At 66.4% G+C, this 24,720-nt stretch carries 29 protein-coding genes and 2 tRNA genes; 13 read left to right on the top strand and 18 right to left on the bottom strand.

What is annotated here, in order from left to right:
• From bfr to AC5P74_RS01490, 3 genes are all read right to left on the bottom strand, one after another.
• Entirely contained in the window at nt 1-471 is a 471-nt protein-coding gene (bfr, locus tag AC5P74_RS01500) for a bacterioferritin (protein WP_005419804.1), read from the bottom strand.
• A 142-nt stretch (nt 472-613) separates the two neighbouring features.
• Nucleotides 614-823: a (2Fe-2S)-binding protein gene (locus tag AC5P74_RS01495; RefSeq protein ID WP_053497678.1), complete on the bottom strand. Its 210-nt coding sequence runs from the start codon at nt 821-823 to the stop codon at nt 614-616.
• Between the two features lie 204 nt (nt 824-1,027).
• Complete coding sequence (locus tag AC5P74_RS01490) at nt 1,028-1,651, bottom strand: RNA pyrophosphohydrolase (protein WP_005419809.1); 624 nt, start codon at nt 1,649-1,651, stop codon at nt 1,028-1,030.
• A gap of 121 nt (nt 1,652-1,772) precedes the next feature.
• On the opposite strand from AC5P74_RS01490, the gene AC5P74_RS01485 reads away from it, so the two are divergent.
• Together AC5P74_RS01485 and AC5P74_RS01480 are read left to right on the top strand one after the other, a co-directional pair.
• Nucleotides 1,773-1,849: transfer RNA gene (locus tag AC5P74_RS01485), tRNA-Met, on the top strand.
• 55 nt (nt 1,850-1,904) lie between these two features.
• Nucleotides 1,905-1,979 (top strand) — tRNA-Gln (locus AC5P74_RS01480).
• A gap of 300 nt (nt 1,980-2,279) precedes the next feature.
• Here AC5P74_RS01480 and rpsI read toward each other — a convergent pair.
• Both rpsI and rplM read right to left on the bottom strand, forming a co-directional pair.
• A complete protein-coding gene (gene rpsI / locus AC5P74_RS01475; protein WP_005411311.1) occupies nt 2,280-2,672 on the bottom strand; it encodes a 30S ribosomal protein S9 in 393 nt (130 codons plus the stop codon).
• Between the two features lie 2 nt (nt 2,673-2,674).
• Complete coding sequence (rplM, locus tag AC5P74_RS01470) at nt 2,675-3,103, bottom strand: 50S ribosomal protein L13 (protein ID WP_005414692.1); 429 nt, start codon at nt 3,101-3,103, stop codon at nt 2,675-2,677.
• Between the two features lie 196 nt (nt 3,104-3,299).
• Here rplM and coq7 point away from each other — a divergent pair, with 196 nt between their 5' ends.
• Complete coding sequence (coq7, locus tag AC5P74_RS01465) at nt 3,300-3,944, top strand: 2-polyprenyl-3-methyl-6-methoxy-1,4-benzoquinone monooxygenase (protein ID WP_005419813.1); 645 nt, start codon at nt 3,300-3,302, stop codon at nt 3,942-3,944.
• 82 nt (nt 3,945-4,026) lie between these two features.
• Here coq7 and AC5P74_RS01460 read toward each other — a convergent pair whose 3' ends face one another.
• Nucleotides 4,027-4,347 carry a DMT family transporter gene (locus tag AC5P74_RS01460; protein ID WP_005419816.1) on the bottom strand — a complete coding sequence of 107 codons (321 nt, stop codon included), beginning with the start codon at nt 4,345-4,347 and terminating at the stop codon, nt 4,027-4,029.
• 168 nt (nt 4,348-4,515) lie between these two features.
• Nucleotides 4,516-5,310 carry an adenosylmethionine decarboxylase gene (speD, locus tag AC5P74_RS01455; RefSeq protein ID WP_005411315.1) on the bottom strand — a complete coding sequence of 265 codons (795 nt, stop codon included), beginning with the start codon at nt 5,308-5,310 and terminating at the stop codon, nt 4,516-4,518.
• Between the two features lie 149 nt (nt 5,311-5,459).
• Between speD and crp the strand changes: the two genes are divergently transcribed.
• Both crp and AC5P74_RS01445 read left to right on the top strand, forming a co-directional pair.
• Entirely contained in the window at nt 5,460-6,149 is a 690-nt protein-coding gene (gene crp / locus AC5P74_RS01450) for a cAMP-activated global transcriptional regulator CRP (protein WP_010482649.1), read from the top strand.
• A gap of 134 nt (nt 6,150-6,283) precedes the next feature.
• Nucleotides 6,284-7,045, top strand: coding sequence for a sulfite exporter TauE/SafE family protein (locus tag AC5P74_RS01445; protein ID WP_206619933.1), 762 nt, complete (start codon nt 6,284-6,286; stop codon nt 7,043-7,045).
• A gap of 118 nt (nt 7,046-7,163) precedes the next feature.
• On the opposite strand, the gene AC5P74_RS01440 is transcribed toward AC5P74_RS01445, so the two are convergent.
• The 10 genes from AC5P74_RS01440 to AC5P74_RS01395 all read right to left on the bottom strand — a co-directional run bounded on the left by AC5P74_RS01440 (nt 7,164) and on the right by AC5P74_RS01395 (nt 15,629).
• Entirely contained in the window at nt 7,164-7,880 is a 717-nt protein-coding gene (locus AC5P74_RS01440) for a haloacid dehalogenase-like hydrolase (RefSeq protein ID WP_005419826.1), read from the bottom strand.
• Nucleotides 7,877-8,671, bottom strand: coding sequence for an indole-3-glycerol phosphate synthase TrpC (trpC, locus tag AC5P74_RS01435; protein ID WP_005419828.1), 795 nt, complete (start codon nt 8,669-8,671; stop codon nt 7,877-7,879). Before trpC ends, AC5P74_RS01440 begins: the two co-directional genes overlap by 4 nt.
• A 74-nt stretch (nt 8,672-8,745) precedes the next feature.
• Nucleotides 8,746-9,777 (bottom strand): anthranilate phosphoribosyltransferase, encoded by a 1,032-nt coding sequence (gene trpD, locus AC5P74_RS01430; protein WP_005419829.1) that lies wholly within the window; start codon nt 9,775-9,777, stop codon nt 8,746-8,748.
• A 16-nt stretch (nt 9,778-9,793) separates the two neighbouring features.
• Nucleotides 9,794-10,381, bottom strand: a complete 588-nt coding sequence (locus AC5P74_RS01425) for an anthranilate synthase component II (RefSeq protein WP_053497686.1) — start codon at nt 10,379-10,381, stop codon at nt 9,794-9,796.
• Nucleotides 10,382-10,383: 2 nt separating this feature from the next.
• Nucleotides 10,384-11,163 (bottom strand): SIMPL domain-containing protein, encoded by a 780-nt coding sequence (locus tag AC5P74_RS01420; protein WP_053497688.1) that lies wholly within the window; start codon nt 11,161-11,163, stop codon nt 10,384-10,386.
• A 67-nt stretch (nt 11,164-11,230) separates the two neighbouring features.
• A complete protein-coding gene (gene trpE, locus AC5P74_RS01415) occupies nt 11,231-12,706 on the bottom strand; it encodes an anthranilate synthase component I (protein ID WP_065178876.1) in 1,476 nt (491 codons plus the stop codon).
• A gap of 200 nt (nt 12,707-12,906) precedes the next feature.
• Complete coding sequence (yegS, locus tag AC5P74_RS01410) at nt 12,907-13,842, bottom strand: lipid kinase YegS (RefSeq protein WP_346607575.1); 936 nt, start codon at nt 13,840-13,842, stop codon at nt 12,907-12,909.
• 254 nt (nt 13,843-14,096) lie between these two features.
• Nucleotides 14,097-14,579, bottom strand: a complete 483-nt coding sequence (locus AC5P74_RS01405; RefSeq protein WP_032954593.1) for a GNAT family N-acetyltransferase — start codon at nt 14,577-14,579, stop codon at nt 14,097-14,099.
• A gap of 12 nt (nt 14,580-14,591) precedes the next feature.
• The gene (gene rpe / locus AC5P74_RS01400) at nt 14,592-15,269 is read right to left on the bottom strand and encodes a ribulose-phosphate 3-epimerase (protein ID WP_053497695.1); all 678 of its coding nucleotides are present in this window, start codon (nt 15,267-15,269) and stop codon (nt 14,592-14,594) included.
• A gap of 30 nt (nt 15,270-15,299) precedes the next feature.
• Entirely contained in the window at nt 15,300-15,629 is a 330-nt protein-coding gene (locus AC5P74_RS01395) for a J domain-containing protein (protein ID WP_005419845.1), read from the bottom strand.
• 141 nt (nt 15,630-15,770) lie between these two features.
• Here AC5P74_RS01395 and AC5P74_RS01390 point away from each other — a divergent pair, with 141 nt between their 5' ends.
• From AC5P74_RS01390 to AC5P74_RS01355, 8 genes are all read left to right on the top strand, one after another.
• Nucleotides 15,771-16,697: a phosphoribosylaminoimidazolesuccinocarboxamide synthase gene (locus AC5P74_RS01390; RefSeq protein WP_032954595.1), complete on the top strand. Its 927-nt coding sequence runs from the start codon at nt 15,771-15,773 to the stop codon at nt 16,695-16,697.
• A gap of 135 nt (nt 16,698-16,832) precedes the next feature.
• Nucleotides 16,833-17,318, top strand: coding sequence for an Mpo1 family 2-hydroxy fatty acid dioxygenase (locus AC5P74_RS01385; protein ID WP_053497697.1), 486 nt, complete (start codon nt 16,833-16,835; stop codon nt 17,316-17,318).
• Nucleotides 17,319-17,650: 332 nt separating this feature from the next.
• The gene (locus AC5P74_RS01380; RefSeq protein ID WP_053497699.1) at nt 17,651-20,479 is read left to right on the top strand and encodes a monovalent cation/H+ antiporter subunit A; all 2,829 of its coding nucleotides are present in this window, start codon (nt 17,651-17,653) and stop codon (nt 20,477-20,479) included.
• The gene (locus tag AC5P74_RS01375) at nt 20,479-20,871 is read left to right on the top strand and encodes a Na+/H+ antiporter subunit C (RefSeq protein ID WP_005419863.1); all 393 of its coding nucleotides are present in this window, start codon (nt 20,479-20,481) and stop codon (nt 20,869-20,871) included. Before AC5P74_RS01380 ends, AC5P74_RS01375 begins: the two co-directional genes overlap by 1 nt.
• Nucleotides 20,868-22,403: a monovalent cation/H+ antiporter subunit D gene (locus AC5P74_RS01370; protein ID WP_095378393.1), complete on the top strand. Its 1,536-nt coding sequence runs from the start codon at nt 20,868-20,870 to the stop codon at nt 22,401-22,403. Before AC5P74_RS01375 ends, AC5P74_RS01370 begins: the two co-directional genes overlap by 4 nt.
• The gene (locus tag AC5P74_RS01365) at nt 22,400-22,906 is read left to right on the top strand and encodes a Na+/H+ antiporter subunit E (protein WP_235642980.1); all 507 of its coding nucleotides are present in this window, start codon (nt 22,400-22,402) and stop codon (nt 22,904-22,906) included. The genes AC5P74_RS01370 and AC5P74_RS01365 overlap by 4 nt, the downstream gene beginning before the upstream one ends.
• A complete protein-coding gene (locus AC5P74_RS01360; protein WP_005411334.1) occupies nt 22,903-23,187 on the top strand; it encodes a K+/H+ antiporter subunit F in 285 nt (94 codons plus the stop codon). Before AC5P74_RS01365 ends, AC5P74_RS01360 begins: the two co-directional genes overlap by 4 nt.
• Nucleotides 23,184-23,573, top strand: a complete 390-nt coding sequence (locus tag AC5P74_RS01355) for a Na+/H+ antiporter subunit G (protein WP_005419868.1) — start codon at nt 23,184-23,186, stop codon at nt 23,571-23,573. Before AC5P74_RS01360 ends, AC5P74_RS01355 begins: the two co-directional genes overlap by 4 nt.
• A gap of 135 nt (nt 23,574-23,708) precedes the next feature.
• Here the strand turns inward: AC5P74_RS01355 and AC5P74_RS01350 are convergent, their stop codons facing one another.
• Nucleotides 23,709-24,674 carry a sodium:calcium antiporter gene (locus AC5P74_RS01350; protein ID WP_346607573.1) on the bottom strand — a complete coding sequence of 322 codons (966 nt, stop codon included), beginning with the start codon at nt 24,672-24,674 and terminating at the stop codon, nt 23,709-23,711.
• Nucleotides 24,675-24,720 lie beyond the last annotated feature (46 nt).

Raw genomic sequence — 24,720 nt, 5'->3', positions numbered from 1 at the left:
TCACTCTTCCAGCTTGCTCAGCAGGTACTTCGGCTCGCCGATGCGCTCGATCAGGTCGAGCTGGGTTTCCAGCCAGTCGATGTGCTCTTCCTCCGAGTCGAGGATCTTCACGAACAGCTGGCGGCTGACATAGTCGCCAACCGAATCGGAATAGGCCACCGCCTCGCGCAGGGTGACCACGCCATCGCGTTCCAGCGACAGGTCGCACTGCAGGATTTCAGTCGGGTTCTCGCCGATGCGCAGCTTCCCCAGCGCCTGGAAGTTCGGCAGGCCTTCGAGGAACAGGATGCGGTCGGCGAGCATGTCGGCATGCTTCATCTCGTCGATCGATTCCTTGTACTCGTGTTCGGCCAGTTCCTTGATGCCCCAGTTCTTCAGCATCTTGGCGTGCAGGAAGTACTGGTTGATCGCGGTCAGCTCGTTGTAGAGGACCTTGTTGAGGAATTCGATGACCTTGGTGTCGCCCTTCATGGGGATGCTCCTGCACGCTGAAAACGCAGGCACTGTACCGCCTTGCGTGCGGTGGTGAAGGAACGCGAATCGTGCGCATTGGCCTGCGCGGCTGCAGGTGAAGGACGCGAAAGCGCGGCGTCAACACGCCGCGAGGAAACGATCAGGCAACCTGGGCCAGGCCCAATACCGGCAGCGGCAGATCGTGCGTCGCGCGTGCCTTGGCCAGCAGGTCGCCGGCCATGTCCAGGCAGGAACCGCAGGTGGCACCGCAACCGGTACGCATGGTCAGTTCGGCCACCGTGCTGACACCATGGTTGGCGGCTTCGCGGATCTGGTGGTCGGTGACTCCGTTGCAGATGCAGACGTACACAGGCGGGAACCGGGCTGGCAGGCCAGAAGCGGCCTGTTGCCTATTCCAATGGAAACGAGAATGGTTGTCAATCAGAGACCTGAACCATTCTCGATACCGTTCACAGTCGGATTGACCGGCCCGCCTGACAGCCCGGTCCTGCGTGGAAACAGCCGGCGGGGACGCGTTGTGACGGATCGGCCCGCAGCCTGCGTGGCTTCCCATTCAAACCGCCCCGGACTCCCCCTTGGCCTTGCGCGGCCAGTAGCCGCCGCGCTTGGGCGTGCGCTTCCGGGGCCTGTCGTGGCCGGCCGCGTGGCCCGGCATCCAGGCCTCGGCGGCACTCTTGGGCATGGCGCTGACGCCCTGCCCGGCCACCCCACGCGCCAACGGCGCCAGGTGTCGCAGCGCGCGCGCATAGACGCCACGCTTGAACATCACTACGTGCTCCACCGGGTACCAGAAGTCCACCCACCGCCAGTGGTCGAACTCGGGCGAGTCGGTATGGTCCAGCTGCACATGCGATTCATCGCCGGTCAGACGCAGCAGGAACCAGACCTGCTTCTGCCCGATGCAGACCTGCCGTTCATTGCGGCGGATGGCCCGCGCCGGCAGCTTGTAGCGCAGCCAGCCGGGCGTCGCCCCGAGCACTTCCACGTGCTCAGGCAGCAGGCCGGTCTCTTCCTGCAGTTCACGATACATGGCCTCGACAGGCGTCTCGTCGGTGTTCATGCCACCCTGCGGGAACTGCCAGCCGTCCCGGCGCACGCGTCGTGCCCAGAACACCTGGCCGTCCTGCCGCATCAACACGATGCCGACGTTCGGTCGATAGCCGTCCGGATCGATCACGATGCGGACTCCTAAGAAAATCTACTGGTCGGGACTATCCCATGCCCTCTGTCGGCCCACAAGCACGGCACAAAAGTGTTGACAGGGCCGATACACATCCGCAGAATAGCGGGCTCACCAAGGCTATGTAGCTCAGCCGGTTAGAGCACAGCACTCATAATGCTGGGGTCGGTGGTTCGAGTCCACCCATAGCCACCACACTGAAAATCAAGTTGTTTTTCAGTGTGAAAAGTGAGAAAATAGTTGCACGTTTTGCCCCGTCGCCAAGCGGTAAGGCACCTGACTCTGACTCAGGCATTCGGTGGTTCGAATCCATCCGGGGCAGCCAAATTAAAAGCAAAAGGCCAGATCGAAAGATCTGGCCTTTTGCTTTTAATTTGGTCGCGCATTCCACCTGATCCCTGCGCCTGTCGGCGCGCCCCCTTGAACATCAAGGGGGCTCTCCTCCAGAGAGGGGCCCGGGGTCGGATCCTTTTCCAAAGGAAAAGGCTCTGACCCCACCCCATCGCCGGCCACTGGCCGGCAACCTCGAAATGCACAGCCCCAGAACGACAAAAGCCCGGCCGAAGCCGGGCTTTTGCTTTCCCATCCAGCGGGCTCCCGAAGGAGCCCAACCAGGCGCGGTAGATCAGCGCTTGGAGAACTGGGTGGCGCGGCGGGCCTTGTGCAGACCAACCTTCTTACGCTCGACTTCACGGGCGTCACGGGTCATGAAGCCAGCCTTGCGCAGCTCGGACTTCAGGGTTTCGTCGTACTCGACCAGAGCACGGGCGATGCCCAGACGGATCGCACCGGCCTGGCCGGTGGTGCCGCCGCCAGCGGCGGTGACCAGGATGTCAAAGCTTTCGGTGTTCTTGGTCAGCTCGAGCGGCTGGCGCACGATCATGCGCGCGGTCTCACGACCAAAGAACTCGTCCAGCGGACGACCGTTGACGGTGATGTTGCCCGAACCCTTGCGCAGGAACACGCGAGCGGTGGAGGACTTGCGGCGGCCAGTGCCGTAGTTTTGAGTGATAGCCATGATTAGATATCCAGAACCTGCGGCTGCTGTGCGGCGTGCGGATGCTCAGTGCCGGCGTAGACCTTGAGCTTGCGGTACATCTGGCGACCCAGCGGGCCCTTCGGCAGCATGCCCTTGACGGCGATCTCGATCACGCGCTCCGGGTGGCGCTCCAGCGCCTGGGCCAGGGACTCGGTCTTCAGGTTGCCGATGTAACCGGTGAAACGGTGATACATCTTGTCCTGCAGCTTCTTGCCGGTGACGGCAATCTTTTCTGCATTGATGACGACCAGGTAGTCGCCGGTATCAACGTGCGGGGTGTAGACCGGCTTGTGCTTGCCACGCAGACGGCGGGCCAGCTCGGTGGCGAGACGGCCCAGGGTCTTGCCCTCGGCGTCGACGAGGTACCAGTCGCGCTGGACGGTCTCGTTCTTGGCAGTGAAAGTGCTCATGAAGAACTCTATGTTAGGTCGGGCTCATTGCGGCGAACGGCTCGCCGGAACTCTGCCACGCGTTGTGAAAGGTGAAGCGTAAGAGGCGGGATTGTACGCAGGTCAAGCCCCCGGTGCAAGCCGGCCATGTCCCGGGTTGGCAGGGGGCCGGAGCCGGGGGAGAATCGAGGGGTCTTCCGTCCCACCGCGTACCGCCATGACCGTGCTCCGCCAGACCACACCGCTGGACCATCTGCTGACCGAAGCGCAGCGCGCCTTGGACACGGTGTTCGGCAACCCGCCGGCAGCCCGCCCCTACCCGGCCGCGGACACCAGCGAGCCGGGCATGGACAACGCTGAACGCCGCCACGCGGCCGGGCTGATGCGGATCAACCACGTCGGCGAAGTCTGCGCACAGGGCCTGTATTTCGGGCAGGCCGCCGTGGCCCGCGACCCTGCCACGCGTGAACACCTGCTGGAAGCGGCCCAGGAGGAGACCGACCACCTGGCGTGGTGTGCCACCCGGCTGGGCGAGCTGGACAGCCGCCCGAGCCTGTTCAACCCGCTGTGGTACGCCGGCAGCTACACCATCGGCACCCTGGCCGGGCTGCGCGGCGACGGCTGGAACCTCGGCTTCGTGGTCGAAACCGAGCGCCAGGTGGAAGCCCATCTGGACGAGCACCTGGTCGATCTGCCGGCCGGCGACCTGCGCAGCCGTGCGGTCATCGAGGTGATGAAGGAAGACGAAGCCCGCCATGCGGAGCACGCCGAGCAGGCCGGCGCACGCCGCCTGCCGTTCCCGATCCCGGGCGTGATGGCGCTGGCCTCCAGGGTGATGAAGACCATCGCCTACCGCATTTGAAGGGTCGCCCGCACCAACGGTGCGGGCCTACCAGGAGGTGCGGGGGGCGACGGTGGGGCCCGACCGTTGGTCGGGCCATCAATCAGTTGGGCGAGACCAGCTTCAAGCCGATCACGCCGGCCACGATCAGGCCCACGCAGGCCAGGCGGGCCGGCGACGCACTGTCATTGAACAGGTAGATGCCGAGCACAGCCACGCCCATGGCACCGATGCCGGTCCAGATCGCGTAGGCCGTACCGACCGGGATGCTCTTCATCGCCTGGCTCATCAGGTACAGGCTGATCAGGGCCGATACCACCGTGGCAACGGTGGGCAGGGGTTTGCTGAAGCCTTCGGAGTACTTCATTCCGAGGGCGAAACCGATCTCGAACAGGCCGGCCAGCAGCAGGTAGATCCAGGGCATGGGTGGGGGCTCCTTACCTTTTTTGAGAAAAACGAAACGGCCCGGTGTTTTCACACCGGGCCGTGGGTCGGTACATCACCGTGGAACTGTAACGCGTGCGAGGCACTGGTTCCACGGGGCGGGTCGTCCCGCCTGGGTGGCGATGCCTGCGGGCATCGCACATGGGGCTTACTCGGACAGGTTCCGGCCGTGGAACAGCTCTTCGATCTCGCGCTTGAGCAGCGCTTCGATCTTCATGCGTTCCTTGAACGACAGGTTCTTGGCCTTTTCCTCGAACAGGTACTGGTCCAGGTCGAAGTCCTTCAGGTGCATCTTCGTGTGGAAGATGTTCTCCTGGTAGACGTTGACGTCGAACATCTCGTAACGCGACTTGATGTTCTTGGCCAGGAAGTTCTGGATCGAGTTGATCTTGTGGTCGATGAAGTGCTTCTTGCCCTTCACATCGCGGGTGAAGCCACGGACGCGGTAGTCCATGATCACGATGTCCGACTCGAGGCTCTCGATCAGGTAGTTCAGGGCCTTCAGCGGGGAAATGACGCCACAGGTGGCCACGTCGATGTCCGCGCGGAACGTGGCGATACCTTCCTGCGGATGGGTTTCCGGGTAGGTATGGACCGTGATGTGGCTCTTGTCCATGTGCGCGACCACGGCGTCGGAGATCAGCTCCTTGCCGGCCAGCTTCTTGTCGATCACCGGTTCTTCGGAGATCAGGATGGTCACCGAGGCACCCTGCGGATCGTAGTCCTGGCGGGCCACGTTCAGGATGTTGGCGCCGATGATCTCGGCGACATCGGTCAAGATCTGAGTCAGCCTGTCGGCGTTGTACTCTTCATCGATGTATTCAATGTAACGCTGACGCTCCTCTTCGGTGCGCGCGTAACACACGTCATAGATGTTGAAGCTCAGCGCCTTGGTGAGGTTGTTGAAACCCTGCAGCCTCAGGCGAGGCAACGGCTTGACCACGGCGGTCGATTCCTGTGTAAGAAGGGAAAGGGGGAATTATGGGGCAAACTGCCCCCGGGGGGAACGTGAAGACGCAAGAGTTCTGGCACACTGTTTGCCCTTAACAATTGCGCTGGTTAAGCTCCGCTATCGACCCCGTGAATCCGTTCATGCGCAGAGGGAGCGCTCCTATCGTGTCAACCGTGCGCCTAGCTAGCAGTCCACTGGCCCTGGATATCGCCACAATCGATCGTTTCCTGGCGCACAGCCACAGGCGGCGATATCCCACCCGTACCGACGTCTTCCGGCCCGGAGACCCGGCGGGAACCCTGTATTACGTCATCAGCGGCTCGGTTTCGATCATGGCCGAGGAAGATGACGATCGCGAGCTTGTGCTGGGCTACTTCGGTGCCGGCGAGTTCGTCGGCGAGATGGGCCTGTTCGTCGAATCGGACCGCCGGGAGGTGATCCTGCGGACCCGTACCGCCTGCGAGCTGGCTGAAATCAGCTACGAGCGCCTGCATCAGCTGTTCCTCGGCCCGCTGTCGGCCGATGCCCCGCGCCTGCTGTACGCGCTGGGCCAGCAGATTTCCAAGCGCCTGCTCGACACCAGCCGCAAGGCCAGCCGCCTGGCATTCCTGGACGTGACCGACCGGATCGTGCGCACCCTGCACGACCTGGCGCAGGAACCGGAGGCAATGAGCCACCCGCAGGGCAGCCAGCTGCGCGTATCGCGACAGGAACTGGCGCGACTGGTCGGCTGCTCGCGCGAAATGGCCGGCCGCGTGCTGAAGAAACTGCAGACCGACGGCCTGCTGCATGCCCGCGGCAAGACCGTGGTGCTGTACGGCACCCGTTGATTGCAAGGCAACCCAAGGCTGGCGAGCCATCCTGTAGAGCCGAGCCGACGCTCGGCTGCTGTCCGTCGAAGGCAGCCGCGCATGGGTTCAGCTCTACACGGCCCCTGCGCGGCCCGCTGGGCTAGGCTCGGTGCATGGAGCTGAGCAGCGAATTCTGGTGGTTCATCCTCATCGGCCTCGGCGCACAGCTGGTGGACGGTGCATTGGGCATGGCGTTCGGCCTGGTGTCCTCGTCGGTGATGCTGAGCATGGGCCTGCCCCCGGCGCAGGTCAGCGCCAGCATCCACACCGCTGAAGTGTTCACCACGGGCGCCTCGGGGGTGTCGCACCTCGCAGCCGGAAATGTCGATAAACGCCTGTTCCTGCGCCTGGCCCTGCCCGGCGCAGTGGGCGGTGCCGTGGGCGCGTACGTGCTCACGCAGATCCCGGGCGAGATCATCCGGCCACTGATCTACCTGTACCTGCTGGTGCTGGCGATCATCATCCTGGCCCGCGCCGCTGGGCGCTGGATGCCCCAGGGCGAGATCCGCCGGGTGCCGGTGCTGGGCTTCTTCGCCGGCCTGCTCGACGCCAGCGGCGGCGGTGGCTGGGGGCCGATCGCGACGTCCACCCTGCTCGCCCGCGGCGGCCAGGCGCGCACCACCATCGGAACAGTCAACGCAGCCGAGTTCGTGGTCACGTTGACGGTGTCAGCGACCTTCCTGTTGTCGATGGGCGTGCAGCATCTGCAGATCGTTGCCGGCCTGCTGATCGGCGGCATGATGGCCGCTCCGGTGGCGGCGATCCTGGTCAAGCGGGTGAAGGAGCGCTGGGTGCTGGTGGCCGTGGGCGTGCTGGTACTGGGCATCAGCCTGTTCCAGATCGGGCATGCGGCGTACGGGTACCTGGGGCGCTGAGCGCTTGCCGGCCAGCGGCCGGCACTACCCGCGCCTGTTCCGGTAGCGCCGGGCCATGCCCGGCGGATCATTCACCGTGAGATGGGGTCAGAGCCCCTTCGGGGATCTGACCCCTGGATCAGGCCTTGTCGCCGCCGCGATCCACGCATCCCCAGTTGAGGATGCGGGTGCCGGCCGGCAGCACGCGGCGGAAGAACGCCACCCGCCCCGGCTTCGGGTTCACCACCACCGGCGCCTTGGCCGCCAGCAGCAGCGGCAGGTCGGCGGTGCTGTCGGAATAGGCGATATCGATGTCGCCATAGCCGCGCTCGCGCAGCATGCGCATCTTCTCTTCGTTGTGGCAGTGACGGGTGGGACCGACGCCGCCCAGCCGCGGGCCGACCTCGGTGCCGATCACCGGCACATCCTGATGGGCCACGAAGGCCAGGATCGCGCGGGCCAGCTCCGGCGGCGCGCCGGTGGCAACCACCACGCGATCGCCTTTGGCGCGGTGCGCGGCGAACACTTCCAGCGCCTGCGGCAGCAGCTTGGCGCGCATCTGCGCCTGGTTGCGCAGCACGTAGGCGTCGATCACCTTGTTGAAATCGCGCGCACGGTGCAGGCCGAAGCTGCCGATCCACACATAGACCGAGATGCCCGCGCGACGGGTCGGCAGCATCGCCACCATCGGCCCGGCGATCGGCGTGACCAGCAGCGCCGCCAGCATGCGCAGCGGGTTGCGCTTGATCAGCGAGGCGAACAGGTGGGTACCCGAATCGCCGTCGTAGAGGGTGTGGTCGAAGTCGAAGACCACCAGCGGCGCATCCTCGCGCGGCGTCGGATAGTGCGTTGTCATGTTGCGAAGAATAGCTGACGCAGGCCCTCGCCCGGCTCTTCCACGCGCATGAAGGCCTCGCCGACCAGGAAGGCATGGATGCCGGCGTCGCGCATCAGCGCCACGTCCTGCGGGCCGAGGATGCCGCTTTCGGTGACCAGCAGGCGGTCACGCGGCACGGCCTGCTGCATATCCAGCGTGGTCTGCAGCGACACCTCGAAGGTGCGCAGGTTGCGGTTGTTGATGCCGATCATCGGCGCCGGCACCTGCAGTGCGCGCTCCAGTTCGTCGATGTCGTGCACTTCCACCAGCACGTCCATGCCCAGCGACAGCGCCAGTTCCGACAGCGTGGCCAGCTGGGTGTCGTCCAGCGCGGCGACGATCAGCAGGATGCAGTCGGCGCCCAGCACGCGTGCCTCGTACACCTGGTAGGCGTCGATCACGAAGTCCTTGCGCAGCACCGGCAGCGTGCAGGCTTCACGGGCCTGCTGCAGGTAGGTATCGGCGCCCTGGAAGAAGTCCACGTCGGTCAGCACCGAAAGGCAGCTGGCACCACCGAACTCGTAGCTGACCGCGATGTCAGCCGGTCGGAAGTCGGGGCGGATGACGCCCTTGGACGGGCTGGCCTTCTTCACCTCGGCAATCACCGCCGGGTCGCCGTTGGCCACGGCCGCCTGCAACGCGCGCACGAAGCCACGTACCGGCGGGGCGCTGGCCACGGCGGCCTGCAGCTCCTCGAGCGGGCGCTGGGCGCGGCGCTGGGCCACTTCTTCGGCCTTGCGGGCCAGGATCGTCTGCAGGATGTCGCTCATCGTCTTCGATTCGGTGCGGGGGCGCTGAGGACGGCCATTATCGGCCATCGATGGGGTCAGGCTGAACCGCGCGCTCAGGCAACCAGCGCGCGGGTGGTCTCCACATACTGCTGCAGGCGCTGGCGCGCGCTGCCATTGGCGATGGCGGCACGGGCGCGGGCCAGGCCATCACCGATGTCGCTGGCCACGCCGGCCACGTACAGCGCGGCGCCGGCATTGAGCGCGACGATGTCCAGCGCCGGGCCGGGCTCGTTGTCCAGCACCGCGCGCAGCATCTGGATGGACTGCTCCGGGCTGTCCACGCGCAGGTTGCGGCTGGCCGACATGGCGATGCCGAAGTCCTCCGGGTGGATCTCGTACTCGCGCACCTTGCCGTCGCGCAACTCGCCCACCAGGGTGCCGGCGCCGAGCGAGATCTCATCCATGTTGTCGCGGCCCCAGACCACCATGGCGCGCTCGGTGCCCAGCTCGCGCAGCACGCGCGCCTGGATACCCACCAGATCAGGATGGAACACGCCCATCAGCACCGACGGCGCGCTGGCGGGGTTGGTCAGCGGACCGAGGATGTTGAAGATGGTGCGCACCCCCATCTCGCGGCGGACCGGCGCGACGACCTTCATCGACGGATGATGGATCGGCGCGAACATGAAGCCGATGCCGGTCTGCTCGATGGCAGCGGCCACCTGCGCTGGCTGCAGCTCGATGGCCGCGCCCAGTGCTTCCACCGCATCGGCGCTGCCGGACTTGGACGACACGCTGCGGTTGCCGTGCTTGGCCACGCGCGCACCGGCCGCAGCCGCCACGAACATCGCGCAGGTGGAGATGTTGAAGGTGTGCGAGCCATCGCCACCGGTGCCGACGATGTCGACCAGGTGGGTGCTGTCGACCACCGGCACCGCCAGCGCGAATTCGCGCATGACCGTGGCGGCGGCGGCGATCTCGTCGATGGTTTCCTTCTTCACCCGCAGGCCGGTGAGGATGGCGGCGGTCATCATCGGCGACACGTCGCCGCGCATGATCTGCCGCATCAGGTCGACCATCTCGTCGAAGAAGATCTCGCGGTGCTCGATGGTGCGTTGCAGGGCTTCCTGGGGGGAGAAGCTCATGGGAATGCTCCTTGGATCAGGCCACTGGGCGCTGCAGGAAATTGCGCAGCAGGGCGTGACCGTGTTCGGTGAGGATGGATTCGGGGTGGAACTGCACGCCTTCCACCGGGAACTGGCGGTGGCGCAGGCCCATGATCTCTTCGATCGAGCCGTCCTCGTTCTCGGTCCAGGCGGTCACTTCCAGGCAGTCCGGCAGACTGTTCTTGTCCACCACCAGCGAGTGGTAGCGGGTGGCCTGGTAACGGTCCGGCAGGCCGGCGAACACGCCCTTGCCTTCGTGGCGGATCGGCGAGGTCTTGCCGTGCATGATGTTGCCGGCGCGGATCACGGTGCCGCCGTAGACCTGGCCGATGCCCTGGTGGCCAAGGCACACGCCGAGGATCGGCGTGGTCGGGCCCAGCCGCTGGATCAGCTCCAGCGACACGCCCGCTTCGTTGGGGGTGCACGGGCCGGGCGAAATGACGATGCGCTCGGGCTTCTGCGCGGCGATCTCGTCCACGCTCATCGCATCGTTGCGCACCACCTTCACCTCGGCGCCCAGCGTCTGCAGGTACTGCACGAGGTTGTAGGTGAAGCTGTCGTAGTTGTCGATCATCCACAACATGGTCAGGTTCCGTCGCTTATCAGGAAAATGGCGTACACGTTTTCGGTGTAGGTGATGGGGCCGGCTTCGACCGACTCGGGCAGGCGGGAGCCCGTGGTCTCGATGCTGTTCATCGGTGCCTCGGGCGCGGGCGGCGAAGGCGGCGTCACCAGATCCCCACTGCTCGGCCAACTGCCGGCCTGGATGCCATAAGCAAAGTTCGGCGCTACGTCGGAAATGCTGTACAGGCCGCGCAGCCGGGTGCCGTAGGCCTTGGCCAGGCCCTGCGCGGACTGGCGGGTCTGGGCTGCGGCCTCGCCCTTGAGTTCGCGCCGCAACGCCGCTTCGCCCGAGTAGGTCGGCGCCATGCTGCTGACCTGCACGTTCTCGTTGGCCTTCAACGCACCCAGCACGTCCTGCATCGCCTTCACGCTGGCGAAGCTGGCGCGCAGCTGGCGCGACACGCGGGTACCGATGAAGACCTGCCGGTTCTGCTCATAGCGCGTCGCCGGGCCGATCCGCAGGTTGTCCGCACGCACGCTGCCCTCCACCGCCTTGTGCTGCTTGAACAGCGCCAGCACGCGGGCCACGTTGCCCTGCACGCGGCGCCGCGCGGCGTCGGCATCCATGTCGGTCTCTTCGATGTTCAACTGCAGGCCGAAGCGGTCGGGCATCACTGTGCGGGTGCCCTGCCCCTTCACCAGCAGGTGCGGCTGAGAGGGGATCGTGTTGGCCTGCGCCCAGGCAGACGGGGCCATCGTGGCCAGCAGTGACGACCACAGCAATGCGCTCAGCAGCTTCATGCGGTACTCCTTGTCTTGAATGGGAACAGCGGACGATGCCGTGGCGCAGGCCACGGCACGGGGAAACTCACAGGCCCTTGGCGGCCTGGGCGACGGCGCGGAACAGCGCACGGCCCTTGTTCATCGTCTCGTCCCATTCCTTGTCCGGGTCCGAGTCGTAGACGATGCCGGCGCCGGCCTGCACGTACAGGCGGCCATCCTTGATGACCGCAGTGCGGATCGCGATCGCGGTATCGGCATCGCCGTGCCAGCCGATGTAGCCGATGCTGCCGGCGTAGACGTTGCGCTTGATCGGTTCCAGTTCGCGGATCACTTCCAGCGCGCGGATCTTTGGCGCGCCGCTGACCGTGCCGGCCGGGAAGGTGGCGCGCAGCACGTCGGCATAGCTCAGGCCCGGCTGCAGTTGGCCGGTCACTTCGCTGACGATATGCATGACATGGCTGTAGCGTTCGATCACGAACTGCTCGCCCACTTCCACGGTACCGGCCCTGGAGACGCGCCCGGCATCGTTGCGGCCGAGGTCGATCAGCATCAGGTGCTCGGCACGTTCCTTCGGATCGGCCAGCAGCTCGGCTTCCAGTGCCAGGTCCAGCTCGGGCGTGGCGCCACGCGGGCGGGTGCCGGCGATCGGGCGCACGGTCACTTCGCCATCCTGCAAACGCACCAGGATTTCCGGCGAGGAACCAACCACCTGCAGGTCGCCGACATCGAGGAAATACATGTACGGCGAGGGATTCAACGCGCGCAGCGCGCGGTACACATCCACCGGGCGCGCCTTGAACGGCACGCTCAGGCGCTGGCTGAGCACCACCTGGAAGATGTCACCGGCGCGGATGTATTCCTTGCTGCGCTGGACCGCATCGACGAAGCCTTCGCGGGTGAAGCCGGAGACGAAATCCGATTCGTCCAGCACGTCGCTGTTGAGCGGCGCCGGATAGCCGGCACCCGGCGCACGCAGCTTCGCAGTCAGGGCATCCAGGCGCGCCTGCGCCTGCTCGAAGGCACCGTCGACACGCGGGTCGGCGTGCACGATCAAGTACAGCCGGCCCTTGAGATTGTCGAATACCGCCAGCTCGTTGGAGTCCAGCAGCAGGATGTCCGGCGTGCCCAGCTCATCACGGCCAGCCGGCGGGGCCAGGCGCGGCTCGATGTAGCCGATGCATTCGAAGCCGAACCAGCCGACCAGGCCGCCGGTGAAGCCCGGCAGGCCTTCCAGCTTGGGCACCGAGTGGGCGCTGCGCAGCGCCTCGACTTCGGCGAAGGGATCGGCTACCTCGCGGGTGTCCACCACCTGGCCGTCTTCGCGCACGGTCAGCGTGTGGCCGTGGAAGGCATACACGCGGCGCGCCGGCAGGCCGATGATCGAGTAACGACCAAAGCGCTCGCCGCCTTCGACGGATTCAAACAGGTAGGTATTGGGGCCGTCGGCGAGCTTCAGATAGACCGAAAGCGGCGTGTCCAGGTCGGACAGCACTTCGCGGACGACGGGAATGTGGGTGTGGCCTTCAGCGGCCTGCTGCTGAAACTGAGCGTGCGAGTTCAAGACGACTTTCCTTCCGGGACACAGCGTTATGGGGGCGGACGACGGCAACGGGCCACCATCGCCACCAACGGCGTGCGGAAGAAAGAGTATGCGGGGTCGTCAGGCTGGACACCCTTTGACTGTATCGCAGCTTGCGCGGCAGGGGAACCCTGGGAAACTGAACCACCGGACGCCCGCGGTGGCCACGGGGACTGATGACTCTACCCCTGCCCCTCCAGCAACGGGCATCCGGTCGGCAGATGCATCCGCACCCTGCCCGGCACGCACTCGACGCGAAAGTGACGGGCCTGCACCGGTTCGCCGTCCAGATTCAGGGTCAGCGCCTTGGGCGCATCGATCTGCAGCCACGACAGCCGCGCCCGTGTGGCCAGCTGTTCCAGTGCGGCCTGGGTACCGGACTTCAGCATCTGGCCGAGGGTGGCGGCGACCTCCCCTTCCAGTTCCGGAAGCACGGTCACATCCAGCAGTCCATCATCGATCAGTGCCTGCGGGCACAGCTGCTGGCCACCGCCGGCCTGCCGGCCATTGCCGATGCCGAGCGCGATGAAGTCACCTTCCCAGGCGAAGTCCGGGCCGGACAGGCGCGCGGCGATCGGCTCGATGCGGCCCAGCTTGGCGATGCCGGTGATCACGTAGGCCAGCCCACCGAGCATCTTCTTCAAGCCGGCATCGGTCTCCACCGTCACCTGCGTGCCGAAGCCACCACTGGCGAGGTTGGCGCACCACCAGGGCGTGCCATCGGCATCCACACGCAACAGGTCGATGGGCCGTGCCGGCACCTGGCCGATCAGCGCGAGGGCATCGCCGGGCTCGGTGGGAATGCCTGCCGACGTGGCGAAGTCGTTGGCGGTCCCCATCGGAATCAACGCCAGCGAAGGCAGCGCTTCTGCCGGTTCCTCACGATGGGCCAACGTCTCGGCCACCGCGCTGAGCGTGCCATCGCCACCGGCCGCCACGATCACGTCCACGCCATGATGGATGGCCTCGGCAACGTAGCGTTCAGCGTCACCGTCTTCCCAGGTCACCCGCACCTCCAGCTGCACGCCCTGCCCGCGCCAATGGCCCACGGCGTCGCGCAGTTCATTGTTGCCAGCCGATTTGCCGTTGAGGATCAGGCGCCAGCGCGGGGTGGTCATGCGGTACTTCCAGGTCAGGGCGGCACAGGCTAGCAATGCACTGTTTGCCCGCAGTGAATGTCACGCACGTGTCATTCAGCTGCTGGAGAATGGAAGGCCATAGCAGGGACGACGGATGGAGGCAGGATCAGCCTCCCACGCATGCAGCGAGGCCACGCCAGTGATTGGCGTGGCTTTTTTTTGGGGGCGGGTACCCAGGGAGTGCGAACCAAGGTTCGCACCCACCGGGTTGCGGTTCGCACCCACCACACGCCTCACCCGTTGGCGAAATCGTGCAGCGCCTGCCCCTGCAGCCGGTACACGGTCCACTCATCCTGCGGTTTGGCGCCGGCGGCGGTGTAGAACTCGATGGCCGGAGTGTTCCAGTCCAGCACCGACCATTCGAAACGGCCGCAGCCTTCGGCCACGGCCTGGCGTGCGATGTACTTCAGCAGCGCCTTGCCGGCGCCCGCGCCACGCTTTTCCTGGCTGACATAGAGGTCTTCCAGGTAGATGCCCTTGCGGCCCAGCCAGGTGGAGTAGTTGTAGAAATACACCGCATAGCCGATCGCTTCACCACCGGCTTCGCAGATCAGTGCACGTGCAGTGGCATCGGGTCCGAACAGGCTTTCGGCGATGCCGATCTCATCGGTCTGCACCGAATGCTCGGCCTTCTCGTAGATGGCCAGCTCGCGGATGAAATGCAGGATCAGGCCAGCATCGGCCATGGTGGCCGGGCGGATGTTCAACACGGCCACCGTACTCATGGCTCAGCCCCGTGCCGCAGCGACGTTCGCGCGCATCTGCGCGATCACGTCCTGGTAGCTGGTCCTGGCGTTGAAGATGGCCGAGCCGGCGACGAAGGTATCGGCGCCGGCGGCAGCGATCTCACCGATGTTGTCGGCCTTCACGCCACCGTCAATCTCCAGGCGGATGTCCTTGCCGCTGGCATCGATCATCTTGCGCACCACGCGCAGCTTGTCCAGCGCCGAGGGGATGAAGGCCTGGCCGCCGAAGCCCGGGTTGACCGACATCAGCAGCACCAGGTCCAGGTCATCCAGCACCCAGTCGAGGATGTCCACCGGGGTGGCCGGATTGAGCACGATGCCCGGCTTGCAGCCCAGCGAGCGGATCAGCTGGATGGTGCGGTGCACGTGCCGGCTCGCCTCCGGGTGGAAGCTGATGTAGGTGGCACCGGCCTCGGCGAAGTCCGGGATGATGCGGTCCACCGGCTCGACCATCAGGTGCACGTCGATCGGCGCGGTGATGCCGTGCTTGCGCAGGGCCTGGCAGACCATCGGGCCGATGGTCAGGTTCGGCACGTAGTGGTTGTCCATCACGTCGAAGTGGACCCAGTCCGCACCGGCAGCGAGGACGTTGTCGACTTCCTCGCCGAGGCGGGCGAAGTTGGCGGACAGGATGGAGGGGGCGATGAGGCAGTGGGACATGGCCGGGCCTTGCAACGAGGGGAAAGTGGGTCAGCGCTTGCGCAGGGACTTGATGCGGTCGTAGGCGGCATTGATCCGCCGCGACTTCTGCTCGGCCTGCTGCTGCAGCTCGGGGGCGGCGCCGCCAAGCTTGTCGGGGTGGTACTGCGAGATCAGCTTGCGGTAGGCGCGTTCGATCTCGGCATCGGTGGCTTCGGAAGTCAGCCCCAGCTCCCGGTACGGGTTCTCCTTGTTCAGGCGGAACCAGTCCGAATCAAAGGCATGGCCGATCAGCAGGCCGACCACCGCGCCGAACAGCGGATTGGGCCGGAACAGCAGGGCGCCGGCGATGAATCCGAGCAGTTTTCCGTACCAGCGCATGGCGCTCCGGGGTCGACCGACGAAATGGACGCTCATTTTACGTCACAGCGGGCCCGGAGGGCTTTACACTAGGCCGCCCGCTGGTCAGCGGGCCCGCCGGGTCCGTTGGGCAGCCGTATCGACAACGCCCCAGGAGTGCCCGTGCCAACCACGCTGTTGCAATCCGATCTCCCCGGCCTGCCCTTGCGCCACCGCGGCAAGGTGCGTGATGTGTTCGATATCCCGCGCGAGCGGCTGCCCGCAGGGACCCCGCCGGGCGACTACCTGCTGATGGTGGCCACCGATCGCCTGTCGGCGTTCGACGTGGTCCTGCCCGACCCGATCCCGGGCAAGGGCGAGATGCTCTGCCAGGTCTCCAACTTCTGGTTCGCCAAGACTGCGCACCTGATGCCCAACCACCTGACCGGCATCGACGTGGCCAGCGTGCTGCCCGAAGGCGTGGATCCGGCCCTGTACGCCAAGCGCGCGGTGGTCACCCGCAAGCTGAAGCCGGTGCCGGTGGAAGCGATCGCCCGCGGCTACCTGATCGGCAGCGGCTGGAAGGATTACCAGCGCACCGGCAAGGTCAGCGGCATCGACCTGCCCGATGGCCTGCGCCAGGCCGAACAGCTGCCCGAGCCGATCTTCACGCCCTCGACCAAGGCCGCGGTCGGCGACCATGACGAGAACATCGATTTCGACGCGATGGTGAAGCAGGTCGGTGCGGAACTGGCCGAGCGGGTGCGCGACGCCACCCTGCGCATCTACAAGTTCGCCGCCGATTACGCCCGCGAGCGCGGCATCATCCTGGCCGACACCAAGTTCGAGTTCGGTACCGACGCCGATGGCCGGCTGTACATCATGGACGAGATGCTGACGCCGGATTCCTCGCGTTACTGGCCGGCCGACGAGTACGAAGTGGGCACCAGCCCGCCGAGCTACGACAAGCAGTTCGTGCGCGATTACCTGGAGACGCTGGACTGGGGCAAGACCGCCCCGGGTCCGAACATCCCGGCCGACATCATCGAGCGCACCCGCGCCAAGTACGCTGAGGCGCTGCAGCGCCTGGCCGGGATCAGCGTCGACTGACCCGCCTGCGCCCCCGGCCGGAAAGGCTGGGGGCGCGTTCGGTAGTGCCGGCCGCTGGCCGGCAACGTCGACTAACACCTGCAGCCAGGCATGGCCTGGCTCTACTGACGGGCCCGGCGGGAGTATGCTGGCCGCATGCAGACATCCACCGAGCTTGCGCGGCCGATCGACCGCTATTTCGCCAGCTACTCCGACGACCACCGCAACGTGATCAACCAGCGCATCCACGTGGTGGCGGTGCCGGCGATCCTGTGGTCGGTGGTGGCCCTGCTGTGGTGCCTGCCGCCGCTGATCACCTGGTTCCAGTACGGCATCTGGTCGGCGTTCGCGATGTTCAGCGCCTGGTGCTTCTACAACAAGCTGTCGCGCCCCCTGGGCATCGGCATGCTCGTCCAGTTCTTCGTATTCGGCTGCCTGTGCCGCCTGCTGGAGGCCGAGATCGGCCTGCATGCGCTGCGCTGGCTGGCGGTGGGCGTGTTCGTGGTGGCCTGGATCGCGCAGTTCATCGGCCACACGTTCGAGGGTCGCAAGCCCAGCTTCCTGACCGACCTGACCTACCTGCTGATCGGCCCGGCCTGGGTGATGGCCAAGTTCTATCGCAAGCTCGACTGGCGCTACTGATCGCGGGCGGCCGACAGCGGCCGTCGTTTCCTGAACGGGCGAATTCCATCACCCACGCTCCACGGCGGCCCTGCCAGCCTGCGCCGGTGACTCGCTCCCCGCTTCCCGTCCGTTGACGGCAGCCCCTGTGCGACAGGGCCTGCGGTCTCCCTGCGTGGGCGTAGGGTGTCCCCCGAGAGCAACCCGGGAGGGACTGCAGGAACGTGATGTTGCGCCGCAGAAAAAATGAATCAGCGAACGTTACATGCAATTGATCGCTGTTCGATGGGTTTCGGCGACATTTCGCAGCCTGTTATTCTCCCTGACCTGCTCGTGAATCATGGATTCCCTGCATGCTCCCCAGCCTGCCCCTGCTGCTGGCCCTGCCGTTCCTGATGGCAGCGGCTGTTGCGGCCTTCCCCCGTAGTTCGCGCTCGACTGCTGCCTGGCTGGCGGCACTGGCGCCGTTGGGCGGGCTGGCCATCCTCGGCTGGCTGACCCCGGCAGTACTCGATGGCCAGGTGGTCCGCACCCTGGTCCCCTGGCTTCCACAGATCGGGCTGGACTTCACCCTGCGCCTGGACGGGCTGGCCTGGATGTTCGCCGGGCTGGTGCTCGGCATCGGCGCCCTGGTGGTGCTGTATGCGCGCTACTACCTGAGCCAGCAGGACAACGCGCACCGCTTCTACTGCTACCTGCTGCTGTTCATGGGCGCCATGCTGGGGATGGTGCTGTCGGGCAACCTGCTGTTGCTGATGATCTTCTGGGAAATGACCAGCATCAGCTCGTTCCTGCTGATCGGCTTCTGGTCGCACCGCCAGGACGCACGCGAAGGCGCGCGCATGGCGTTGGTGATCACCGGCGGCGGCGGCCTGGCCCTGCTCGGTGGCGTGCTGCTGATCGGCCGCATCGTCGGCAGCTTCGACCTGGATGTGGTGCTGGCCGCCGGCGAGCAGATCCGCGCCAGCACGCTGTACCCGTACGCCCTGTTCCTGGTGCTGGCCGGCATCTTCACCAAGAGCGCGCAGTTCCCGTTCCACTTCTGGCTGCCGCACGCGATGGCAGCGCCGACCCCGGTCTCGGCCTACCTGCACTCGGCCACCATGGTGAAGGCCGGCGTGTTCCTGCTGGCGCGGCTGCATCCGGCGCTGGCCGGCAGCGACCTGTTCTTCTATACGGTCAGCGGCATCGGCGCGCTGACCCTGCTGATCGGTGCCTGGAACGCGATCTTCCAGCACGACCTGAAAGGCCTGCTGGCGTACTCGACCATTTCCCACCTGGGCCTGATCACCCTGCTGTTCGGCCTGTCCACGCCGATGGCGGTGGTCGCCGGCGTGTTCCACATCCTCAACCACGCCACCTTCAAGGCCTCGCTGTTCATGGCCGCCGGCATCATCGATCACGAAACCGGCACCCGCGACATGCGCAAGCTGGGGGGGCTGCGCAGGCTGATGCCGTTCACCAGCGCGCTGGCGATCATCGCCTCGCTGGCGATGGCCGGGATCCCGCTGCTCAACGGCTTCCTGTCCAAGGAAATGCTGTTCGCCGAAGCGATTACGGCCGGCGGCCCGGGCATCATGCGCACGGCGGTGTCGATCGCTGCGTTGCTGGCAGGCGTGTTTGGCGTGGCGTACAGCCTGCGCTTCGTGCACGACACCTTCTTCGGCGCTGGCCCGCACGACCTGGACCGCGTGCCCCACGAGCCGCCGCGCTGGATGAAGGTGCCGGTGGAGCTGCTGGTGGTGATCTGTGTGGCGGTGGGCGTGGCACCCGCACTGACCGTCGCGCCGGTGCTGCACGCCGCTGCGGCCTCGATCCTCGGCACCGCCATGCCCGAATACAGCCTGGCGGTGTGGCACGGCTTCAACCTGCCGCTGGCGATGAGCGCGATCGGCGTGGTCGGTGGCGTGGCGCTGTACTTCGGCCTGCGCAGGCTGATCAACCTGCATGCCGTGACCAATGTCAGCACGGGCCGCAATGTGTTCCACGCCCAGCTGGACGCCGTGTCCGCGCTGGCGATGCGCCTGACCAATGGCATCGCCAATGGCAGCCTGCAGCGCATGCTGCTGGGCCTGGTGCTGGTGGCGATCGTGGTTGCCGCTGCGCCGTTCGTGGCCAACCCAGCCTCGCCGAACTGGACCGCGCCGCAGCCGATTCCGCTGCTGGGTTGGGCCCTGTGGCTGGTGATGATGGCCTGCGCGGTCGCCACCCTGCGCATCTACAAGCAGCGCCTGCTGGCGGTGCTGCTGGTCGGCGGCGTCGGCCTGATGGTGGCGCTGACCTTCGTGTTCCTGTCCGCGCCCGACCTGGCCCTCACCCAGCTGCTGGTGGAGATGGTGACGCTGGTGCTGATGCTGCTGGGCATGAATTACCTGCCCGCGCAGTCCGGGCCTGAGCGGCCGCGCTGGCGCAAGCGCCGCGACGCGGTGATCGCGATCATCGCCGGTGCCGGGCTTGGCGCGCTGGCCTATTCGGCGATGACCCTGCCGCCGAACACCATGGCCGGCGAGCTGCTCGCCCGCGCGTTGCCCGAGGCCTACGGCCAGAACGTGGTCAACGTGATCCTGGTCGACTTCCGCGGCTTCGATACCTTCGGCGAGATCACCGTGTTCGGCATCGCCGCGCTGGTGGTGCATGCGCTGCTGCGGCGTACGCGGATGGCACCGGAGCAGATCATGCCCGGCCCGCCGATCAAGCTGCCGGTGCCGGCCGACCTGGCGCAGATCATGTTCCCGCTGACCCTGACCGTGTCGATTTTCCTGTTCCTGCGCGGGCACAACGCACCGGGTGGCGGCTTCATCGCCGGCCTGGTGTTGGCAGTGCCGCTGCTGATCCAGTACGTGATCCAGGGCACTGCATCGGTGGAGTCGCGCTTCGGCTTCGACTACATCCGCTGCATCGGCATGGGCCTGCTGATCGCCCTGCTCAGCGGCAGCGCCTCGATGCTGTTCGGCGTGCCGTTCCTGACCAGCGGCCATCTCGACCTGCACCTGCCGCTGATCGGCGACGTACCGCTGGCCAGCGCAATCGGCTTCGACATCGGCGTCTATCTGGTGGTGTTCGGCGGCGCCATGCTGATGCTGTCGATGATGGGCACGATCAAGCCGTCGCGAACCCGCACCGCCCGCAAGGGTGAGATCGACCTGCAACGCCGCTCGGCACGCACCGGGGAGATGCACTGATGGAACTGGCCCTGGCTACCGCGATCGGCGTGCTGACCGCCATCGGCATCTACCTGCTGCTGCGTGCGCGCAGCTTCGATGTGATCCTCGGCATGACCTTCCTGTCCTACGCCACCAACCTGCTGATCTTCGCCGGCGGCCGCGTGGTGCTGGGCAAGGCGCCGGTGCTGCAGGAAGGCGTGGACAGCCACCTGGGCAACTACACCGACCCGCTGCCACAGGCGCTGGTGCTGACCGCGATCGTGATCGCCTTTGCGATGACCGCGGTGAGCATCGTGCTGGCCATGCGCAGCCGCAGCGACAACCACAGCGACCACGTGGATGCCCACGAGCCGGATGACGACCTGCAGGACGAGCGCGTGCCGCCGCGCCAGGGCGAGGACCGCGCATGAACCACCTGGTGATCCTGCCGATCCTGATTCCGCTGCTGGGTGCGGCGCTGTCGCTGTTCGTCGAACACCGCCGCTATGGCCCGAGGGTGCAGCGGGCGGTGGCCTGGACCGCGCTGTCGGCGCTGGCGCTGGCAGTCGGGCTGCTGTTTGCCACCACGGCCAGTGGTGAAATCAACGTCTACCTGCTGGGCGACTGGCCGTCACGGCTGGGCATCGCGCTGGTGGCCGACCGGCTGTCGGCGTGGATGCTGCTGACCACCCTGCTGCTGGCCATTCCCTGCCTGCTGCATGCCTGCTCGGGCTGGGACCGCCGCGCGCCGCACTTCCATGCGCTGTTCCAGTTCCAGCTGGTCGGTCTCAACGGTGCGTTCCTGACTGGCGACATCTTCAACCTGTTCGTGTTCTTCGAAGTGATGCTGATCGCCTCCTACGGCCTGCTGCTCAGTGGTGGCCGCGGCCTGCGCATGCGCATCGGCCTGCATTACGTGGTGTTCAACGTCACCGCCTCGACCCTGTTCCTGGTCGCGCTGGGCCTGCTGTATGCCTCGCTGGGCTCATTGAACATGGCCGAGCTGTCGCAGCGCATCGCCGAGGTACCGCCGGCACAGCTGACCCTGGTGAAGGCGACCATGGGCCTGTTGCTGCTGGTGTTCTGCGCCAAGGCCGCGCTGATGCCGCTGTACCTGTGGCTGCCGGAAGCCTATTCGCGCGCACCGGCGGCGGTGGCGGCGCTGTTCGCGATCATGACCAAGGTCGGCCTGTACTCGGTGCTGCGCATCCAGATGCTGTGGTTCGGCGACGATGCCGGCGCGATGGCCGGCTATGGCCGCGACTGGCTGCTGTGGGCCGGCGTCGCGACGCTGGTGCTGGGCGGCCTCGGCGCGCTGGCCGCGACCCGCCTGCGCGTACTGATCTCCTACCTGGTGATCGTGTCGGCGGCCACGCTGTTCATCGCCTTCTCGGTGGGCACGCCACAGGTGCTCTCGGCTGGCCTGTACTACCTGCCACACAGCAGCTTCGTCGCTGCCGCGCTGTTCCTGGTTGCCGATCTGATCCGTCGCCGTCGCGGTGGCGCCAGCGACCGCAAGGAAGTGGTCGCGCCGATGCCAGGCAAGGAGACGCCCGCCGTGTTGTTCCTGATCGGCGCGGTGTCGGTGGCCGGCCTGCCACCGCTGTCCGGCTTCCTGGCCAAGGCTGCGCTGCTGGCCGGCATGCCGGCGCAGTACACCGGCCCGGTCTGGACCGCCGTTCTGGTCAGCAGCCTGCTGGTGATCATGGGCCTGACCCGGGGGGGCATCCGCCTGTTCTGGCGCGTGCCACCGGTCGATCCGGAAGCGCCGGTACCGCGCAAGGCGCGGCTGCGCCGGGTCGAGCTGTACGCGGCCTGCATCCTGCTGGCCTACGGCATCGGCATGACCCTGGCCGCAGCACCGCTGATGCGCTACACCGACGCCACCGCCGCGCAGCTGCTGCACCCCAGCGAGTACGTGCAGCAGCTGCGTGCGACTGCACCGGAGATCCGCCAGCCATGACCGTCCAGCGCTCCCTGTTCCGTCGCCTGATTCCATCGCCGATGCTGAGCATCATGGTGGTGGCGTTCTGGCTGCTGATGTCCGACAGCTTCACCCTTGGCCAGATCGTGCTGGGCCTGCTGCTGGGCGTGGTGGTGCCGCTGTTCGCCGCACGCCTGGACCGCGAGTTCGCCCGCATCGGCACCCTGCGCCCGTTGCCGAAACTGCTGTGCGTGACCCTGTGGGACATCCTGATGTCCAACATCCGTGTCGCCCTGCAGGTACTGGGGCCGGAGAAGAACATCCACCCCGGTTTCATCTGGCTGCCGCTGGACATTGCCAACATCCATGGCATCGCTGCGCTGACCAGCATGATCACGCTGACCCCGGGCACGGTCTCGGCCGCGCTCAGCGACGACCGCAAGTACCTGCTGGTGCACGTGCTGCACCTGGAGGACCCGCAGGACCTGATCGATACGATCAAGCGCCGTTACGAGGCGCCGTTGATGGAGATCTTCCCATGACCGGTTTTGAAGTCATCCAGACCACCCTGGTGGTGTGCATGCACGTGGTCGGCCTGGCGATGCTGCTGGCCACCTGGCGGCTGTTGCGCGGGCCGACCGTGCCCGACCGCATCCTCGCGCTGGACACGCTGTCGGTGACCGCGATCGCTGAGCTGATGCTGTTCGGCATGTACCTCAACTCGCCGATCTACTTCGAGGCGGCGCTGATCATCGCCATGCTCGGCTTCGGCAGCACCGTGGTGCTGAGCAAGTTCGTGCTGCGCCGGGACATCGTCGAATGATCACCGCGATCCAGATCGTCCTGTCGATCCTGCTGCTGTTCGGCTGCTTCTTCATCCTGGTCGGCGCACTGGGCCTGGTGAAGCTGTCCACCTTCTTCAAGCGCCTGCACGCACCGACCAAGGCCAGCACGCTGGGCGTGGGCTGCGTGCTGGTGTGCTCGGTGTGCTACCACATCTTCCTCGGCCAGGACCCGCAGCCACGCGAGCTGCTGATCACCGTGTTCCTGTTCATCACCGCACCGATCAGCGCGCACATGATGGCCAAGGCGGCGTTGTCGCTGCTGATGGAAACCCGCCCCAGCCTGCCGGGCAACGAGCCGGCCGCCGAGGAGCAGCTGCCGCCGCCGGAACCGGTGCGGGAAGAAGAAACCACGCAGAACCGGTAAATCCGGTAGCGGCCGACCTTGGTCGGCGCATTGTTTGCGCGAGTGCCAACCAAGGTTGGCACCCACCGGTTGATCGGTGGTGGGTGCCGACCGTTGGTCGGCACGAAATCAACCGCATCCACGCATGGCGTGGATCTACAACGCCGGTGCGCCGACCAGCAGCAGCTCCAGCACGAACCAGCCGACGAACGCGACCAGCAGGATCCCGCCTTCGCCACGACTGATCTTCAGGTCGCCGCGCAGCATCGGGTACAGCACCAGCGCGAACGCCAACAGCGCCGGCAGTTCCAGGCGCACGAACGAGGCCGGCAAGGCCAACGGCTGCAACACCGCCATCGCGCCGATCACCAGCAGCAGGTTGACCACACTGGAACCCAGCACGTGGCCGAGCACCATGTCGCCATGCCCGCGACGCGAGGCGGCAATGGCGGTGGCCACCTCGGGCAGTGCGGTGCCGATCGCCACCGGCAACAGGCCGACCAGCAACGGCGTCCAGCCCAGTGCGGCACCGAAGTCGGCGGCAGCCCCCACCACCAGGCGCGCGCCCCAGTACAGGGTCAGTGCGGCGATCAACACGCGCAGCACGTTCAACGGCAGGCTGGTGCGGCTCAGCGCGGATCCGGCGATGGCGGCCTGCACCTCGGCGCTCTCGACGCGGCCGCGGCGCAGCAGCAGCACCTGCACGACGATGAAGCCCGCCACCAGCACGCCGCCTTCCCAGCGCACCAGGTGACCATCCAGGCCGAACAGGATCAGCAGCACGGCGGCCGCCAGCAGCGACCACCACAGCACCGCCTGCAGGCGCGCGCGCAGCAGCAGGGGGGCGGCGACGGCGGCCACCGCCAGGGTCAAGCCCAGATTGACGATGCTGCTGCCCACTGCATTGCCCAGTGCCAGCTCCGGTTGGCCGACCGCCAGCGCACGTGCGTTGACCGCCAGTTCCGGCAACGAGGTGGTGACGCCGAGCAGCAGCAGCCCAGCAGTGAACGGGCTGGCCCCGAAGCGCTGGGCCAGGCCAGAGACGGCCTTGACGATGGAGTCCCCGGCCAGTGCCAGCAGCAGCAGGCCGAGCAGGAACCAGGCAATGGCAATGGCGATCATCGAGCACTCCCCAGCAGTGGTGGCGCGATTTTACGCTTGGCCCGAG

The organism is Stenotrophomonas sp. YJH_SMC_94-11 (assembly GCF_059370435.1).
This window is presented reverse-complemented; position numbering and strand designations above follow the sequence as displayed.

Coding starts and splice junctions, on each gene's coding strand:
- rplM (WP_005414692.1), bottom strand. CDS start 3,103: ATGAGCACTTTCACTGCCAAGAACGAGACCGTCCAGCGCGACTGGTAC.
- AC5P74_RS01445 (WP_206619933.1), top strand. CDS start 6,284: ATGGAGCTGAGCAGCGAATTCTGGTGGTTCATCCTCATCGGCCTCGGC.
- yegS (WP_346607575.1), bottom strand. CDS start 13,842: ATGACCACCCCGCGCTGGCGCCTGATCCTCAACGGCAAATCGGCTGGC.
- rpe (WP_053497695.1), bottom strand. CDS start 15,269: ATGTCCCACTGCCTCATCGCCCCCTCCATCCTGTCCGCCAACTTCGCC.
- AC5P74_RS01370 (WP_095378393.1), top strand. CDS start 20,868: ATGAACCACCTGGTGATCCTGCCGATCCTGATTCCGCTGCTGGGTGCG.
- AC5P74_RS01355 (WP_005419868.1), top strand. CDS start 23,184: ATGATCACCGCGATCCAGATCGTCCTGTCGATCCTGCTGCTGTTCGGC.
- AC5P74_RS01365 (WP_235642980.1), top strand. CDS start 22,400: ATGACCGTCCAGCGCTCCCTGTTCCGTCGCCTGATTCCATCGCCGATG.
- AC5P74_RS01420 (WP_053497688.1), bottom strand. CDS start 11,163: ATGAAGCTGCTGAGCGCATTGCTGTGGTCGTCACTGCTGGCCACGATG.
- AC5P74_RS01350 (WP_346607573.1), bottom strand. CDS start 24,674: ATGATCGCCATTGCCATTGCCTGGTTCCTGCTCGGCCTGCTGCTGCTG.
- trpC (WP_005419828.1), bottom strand. CDS start 8,671: ATGAGCGACATCCTGCAGACGATCCTGGCCCGCAAGGCCGAAGAAGTG.
- AC5P74_RS01460 (WP_005419816.1), bottom strand. CDS start 4,347: ATGCCCTGGATCTACCTGCTGCTGGCCGGCCTGTTCGAGATCGGTTTC.
- AC5P74_RS01360 (WP_005411334.1), top strand. CDS start 22,903: ATGACCGGTTTTGAAGTCATCCAGACCACCCTGGTGGTGTGCATGCAC.
- AC5P74_RS01380 (WP_053497699.1), top strand. CDS start 17,651: ATGCTCCCCAGCCTGCCCCTGCTGCTGGCCCTGCCGTTCCTGATGGCA.
- AC5P74_RS01375 (WP_005419863.1), top strand. CDS start 20,479: ATGGAACTGGCCCTGGCTACCGCGATCGGCGTGCTGACCGCCATCGGC.
- AC5P74_RS01440 (WP_005419826.1), bottom strand. CDS start 7,880: ATGACAACGCACTATCCGACGCCGCGCGAGGATGCGCCGCTGGTGGTC.
- rpsI (WP_005411311.1), bottom strand. CDS start 2,672: ATGGCTATCACTCAAAACTACGGCACTGGCCGCCGCAAGTCCTCCACC.
- trpD (WP_005419829.1), bottom strand. CDS start 9,777: ATGAGCTTCTCCCCCCAGGAAGCCCTGCAACGCACCATCGAGCACCGC.
- coq7 (WP_005419813.1), top strand. CDS start 3,300: ATGACCGTGCTCCGCCAGACCACACCGCTGGACCATCTGCTGACCGAA.
- AC5P74_RS01425 (WP_053497686.1), bottom strand. CDS start 10,381: ATGTTGTGGATGATCGACAACTACGACAGCTTCACCTACAACCTCGTG.
- bfr (WP_005419804.1), bottom strand. CDS start 471: ATGAAGGGCGACACCAAGGTCATCGAATTCCTCAACAAGGTCCTCTAC.
- AC5P74_RS01395 (WP_005419845.1), bottom strand. CDS start 15,629: ATGCGCTGGTACGGAAAACTGCTCGGATTCATCGCCGGCGCCCTGCTG.
- AC5P74_RS01385 (WP_053497697.1), top strand. CDS start 16,833: ATGCAGACATCCACCGAGCTTGCGCGGCCGATCGACCGCTATTTCGCC.
- crp (WP_010482649.1), top strand. CDS start 5,460: ATGCGCAGAGGGAGCGCTCCTATCGTGTCAACCGTGCGCCTAGCTAGC.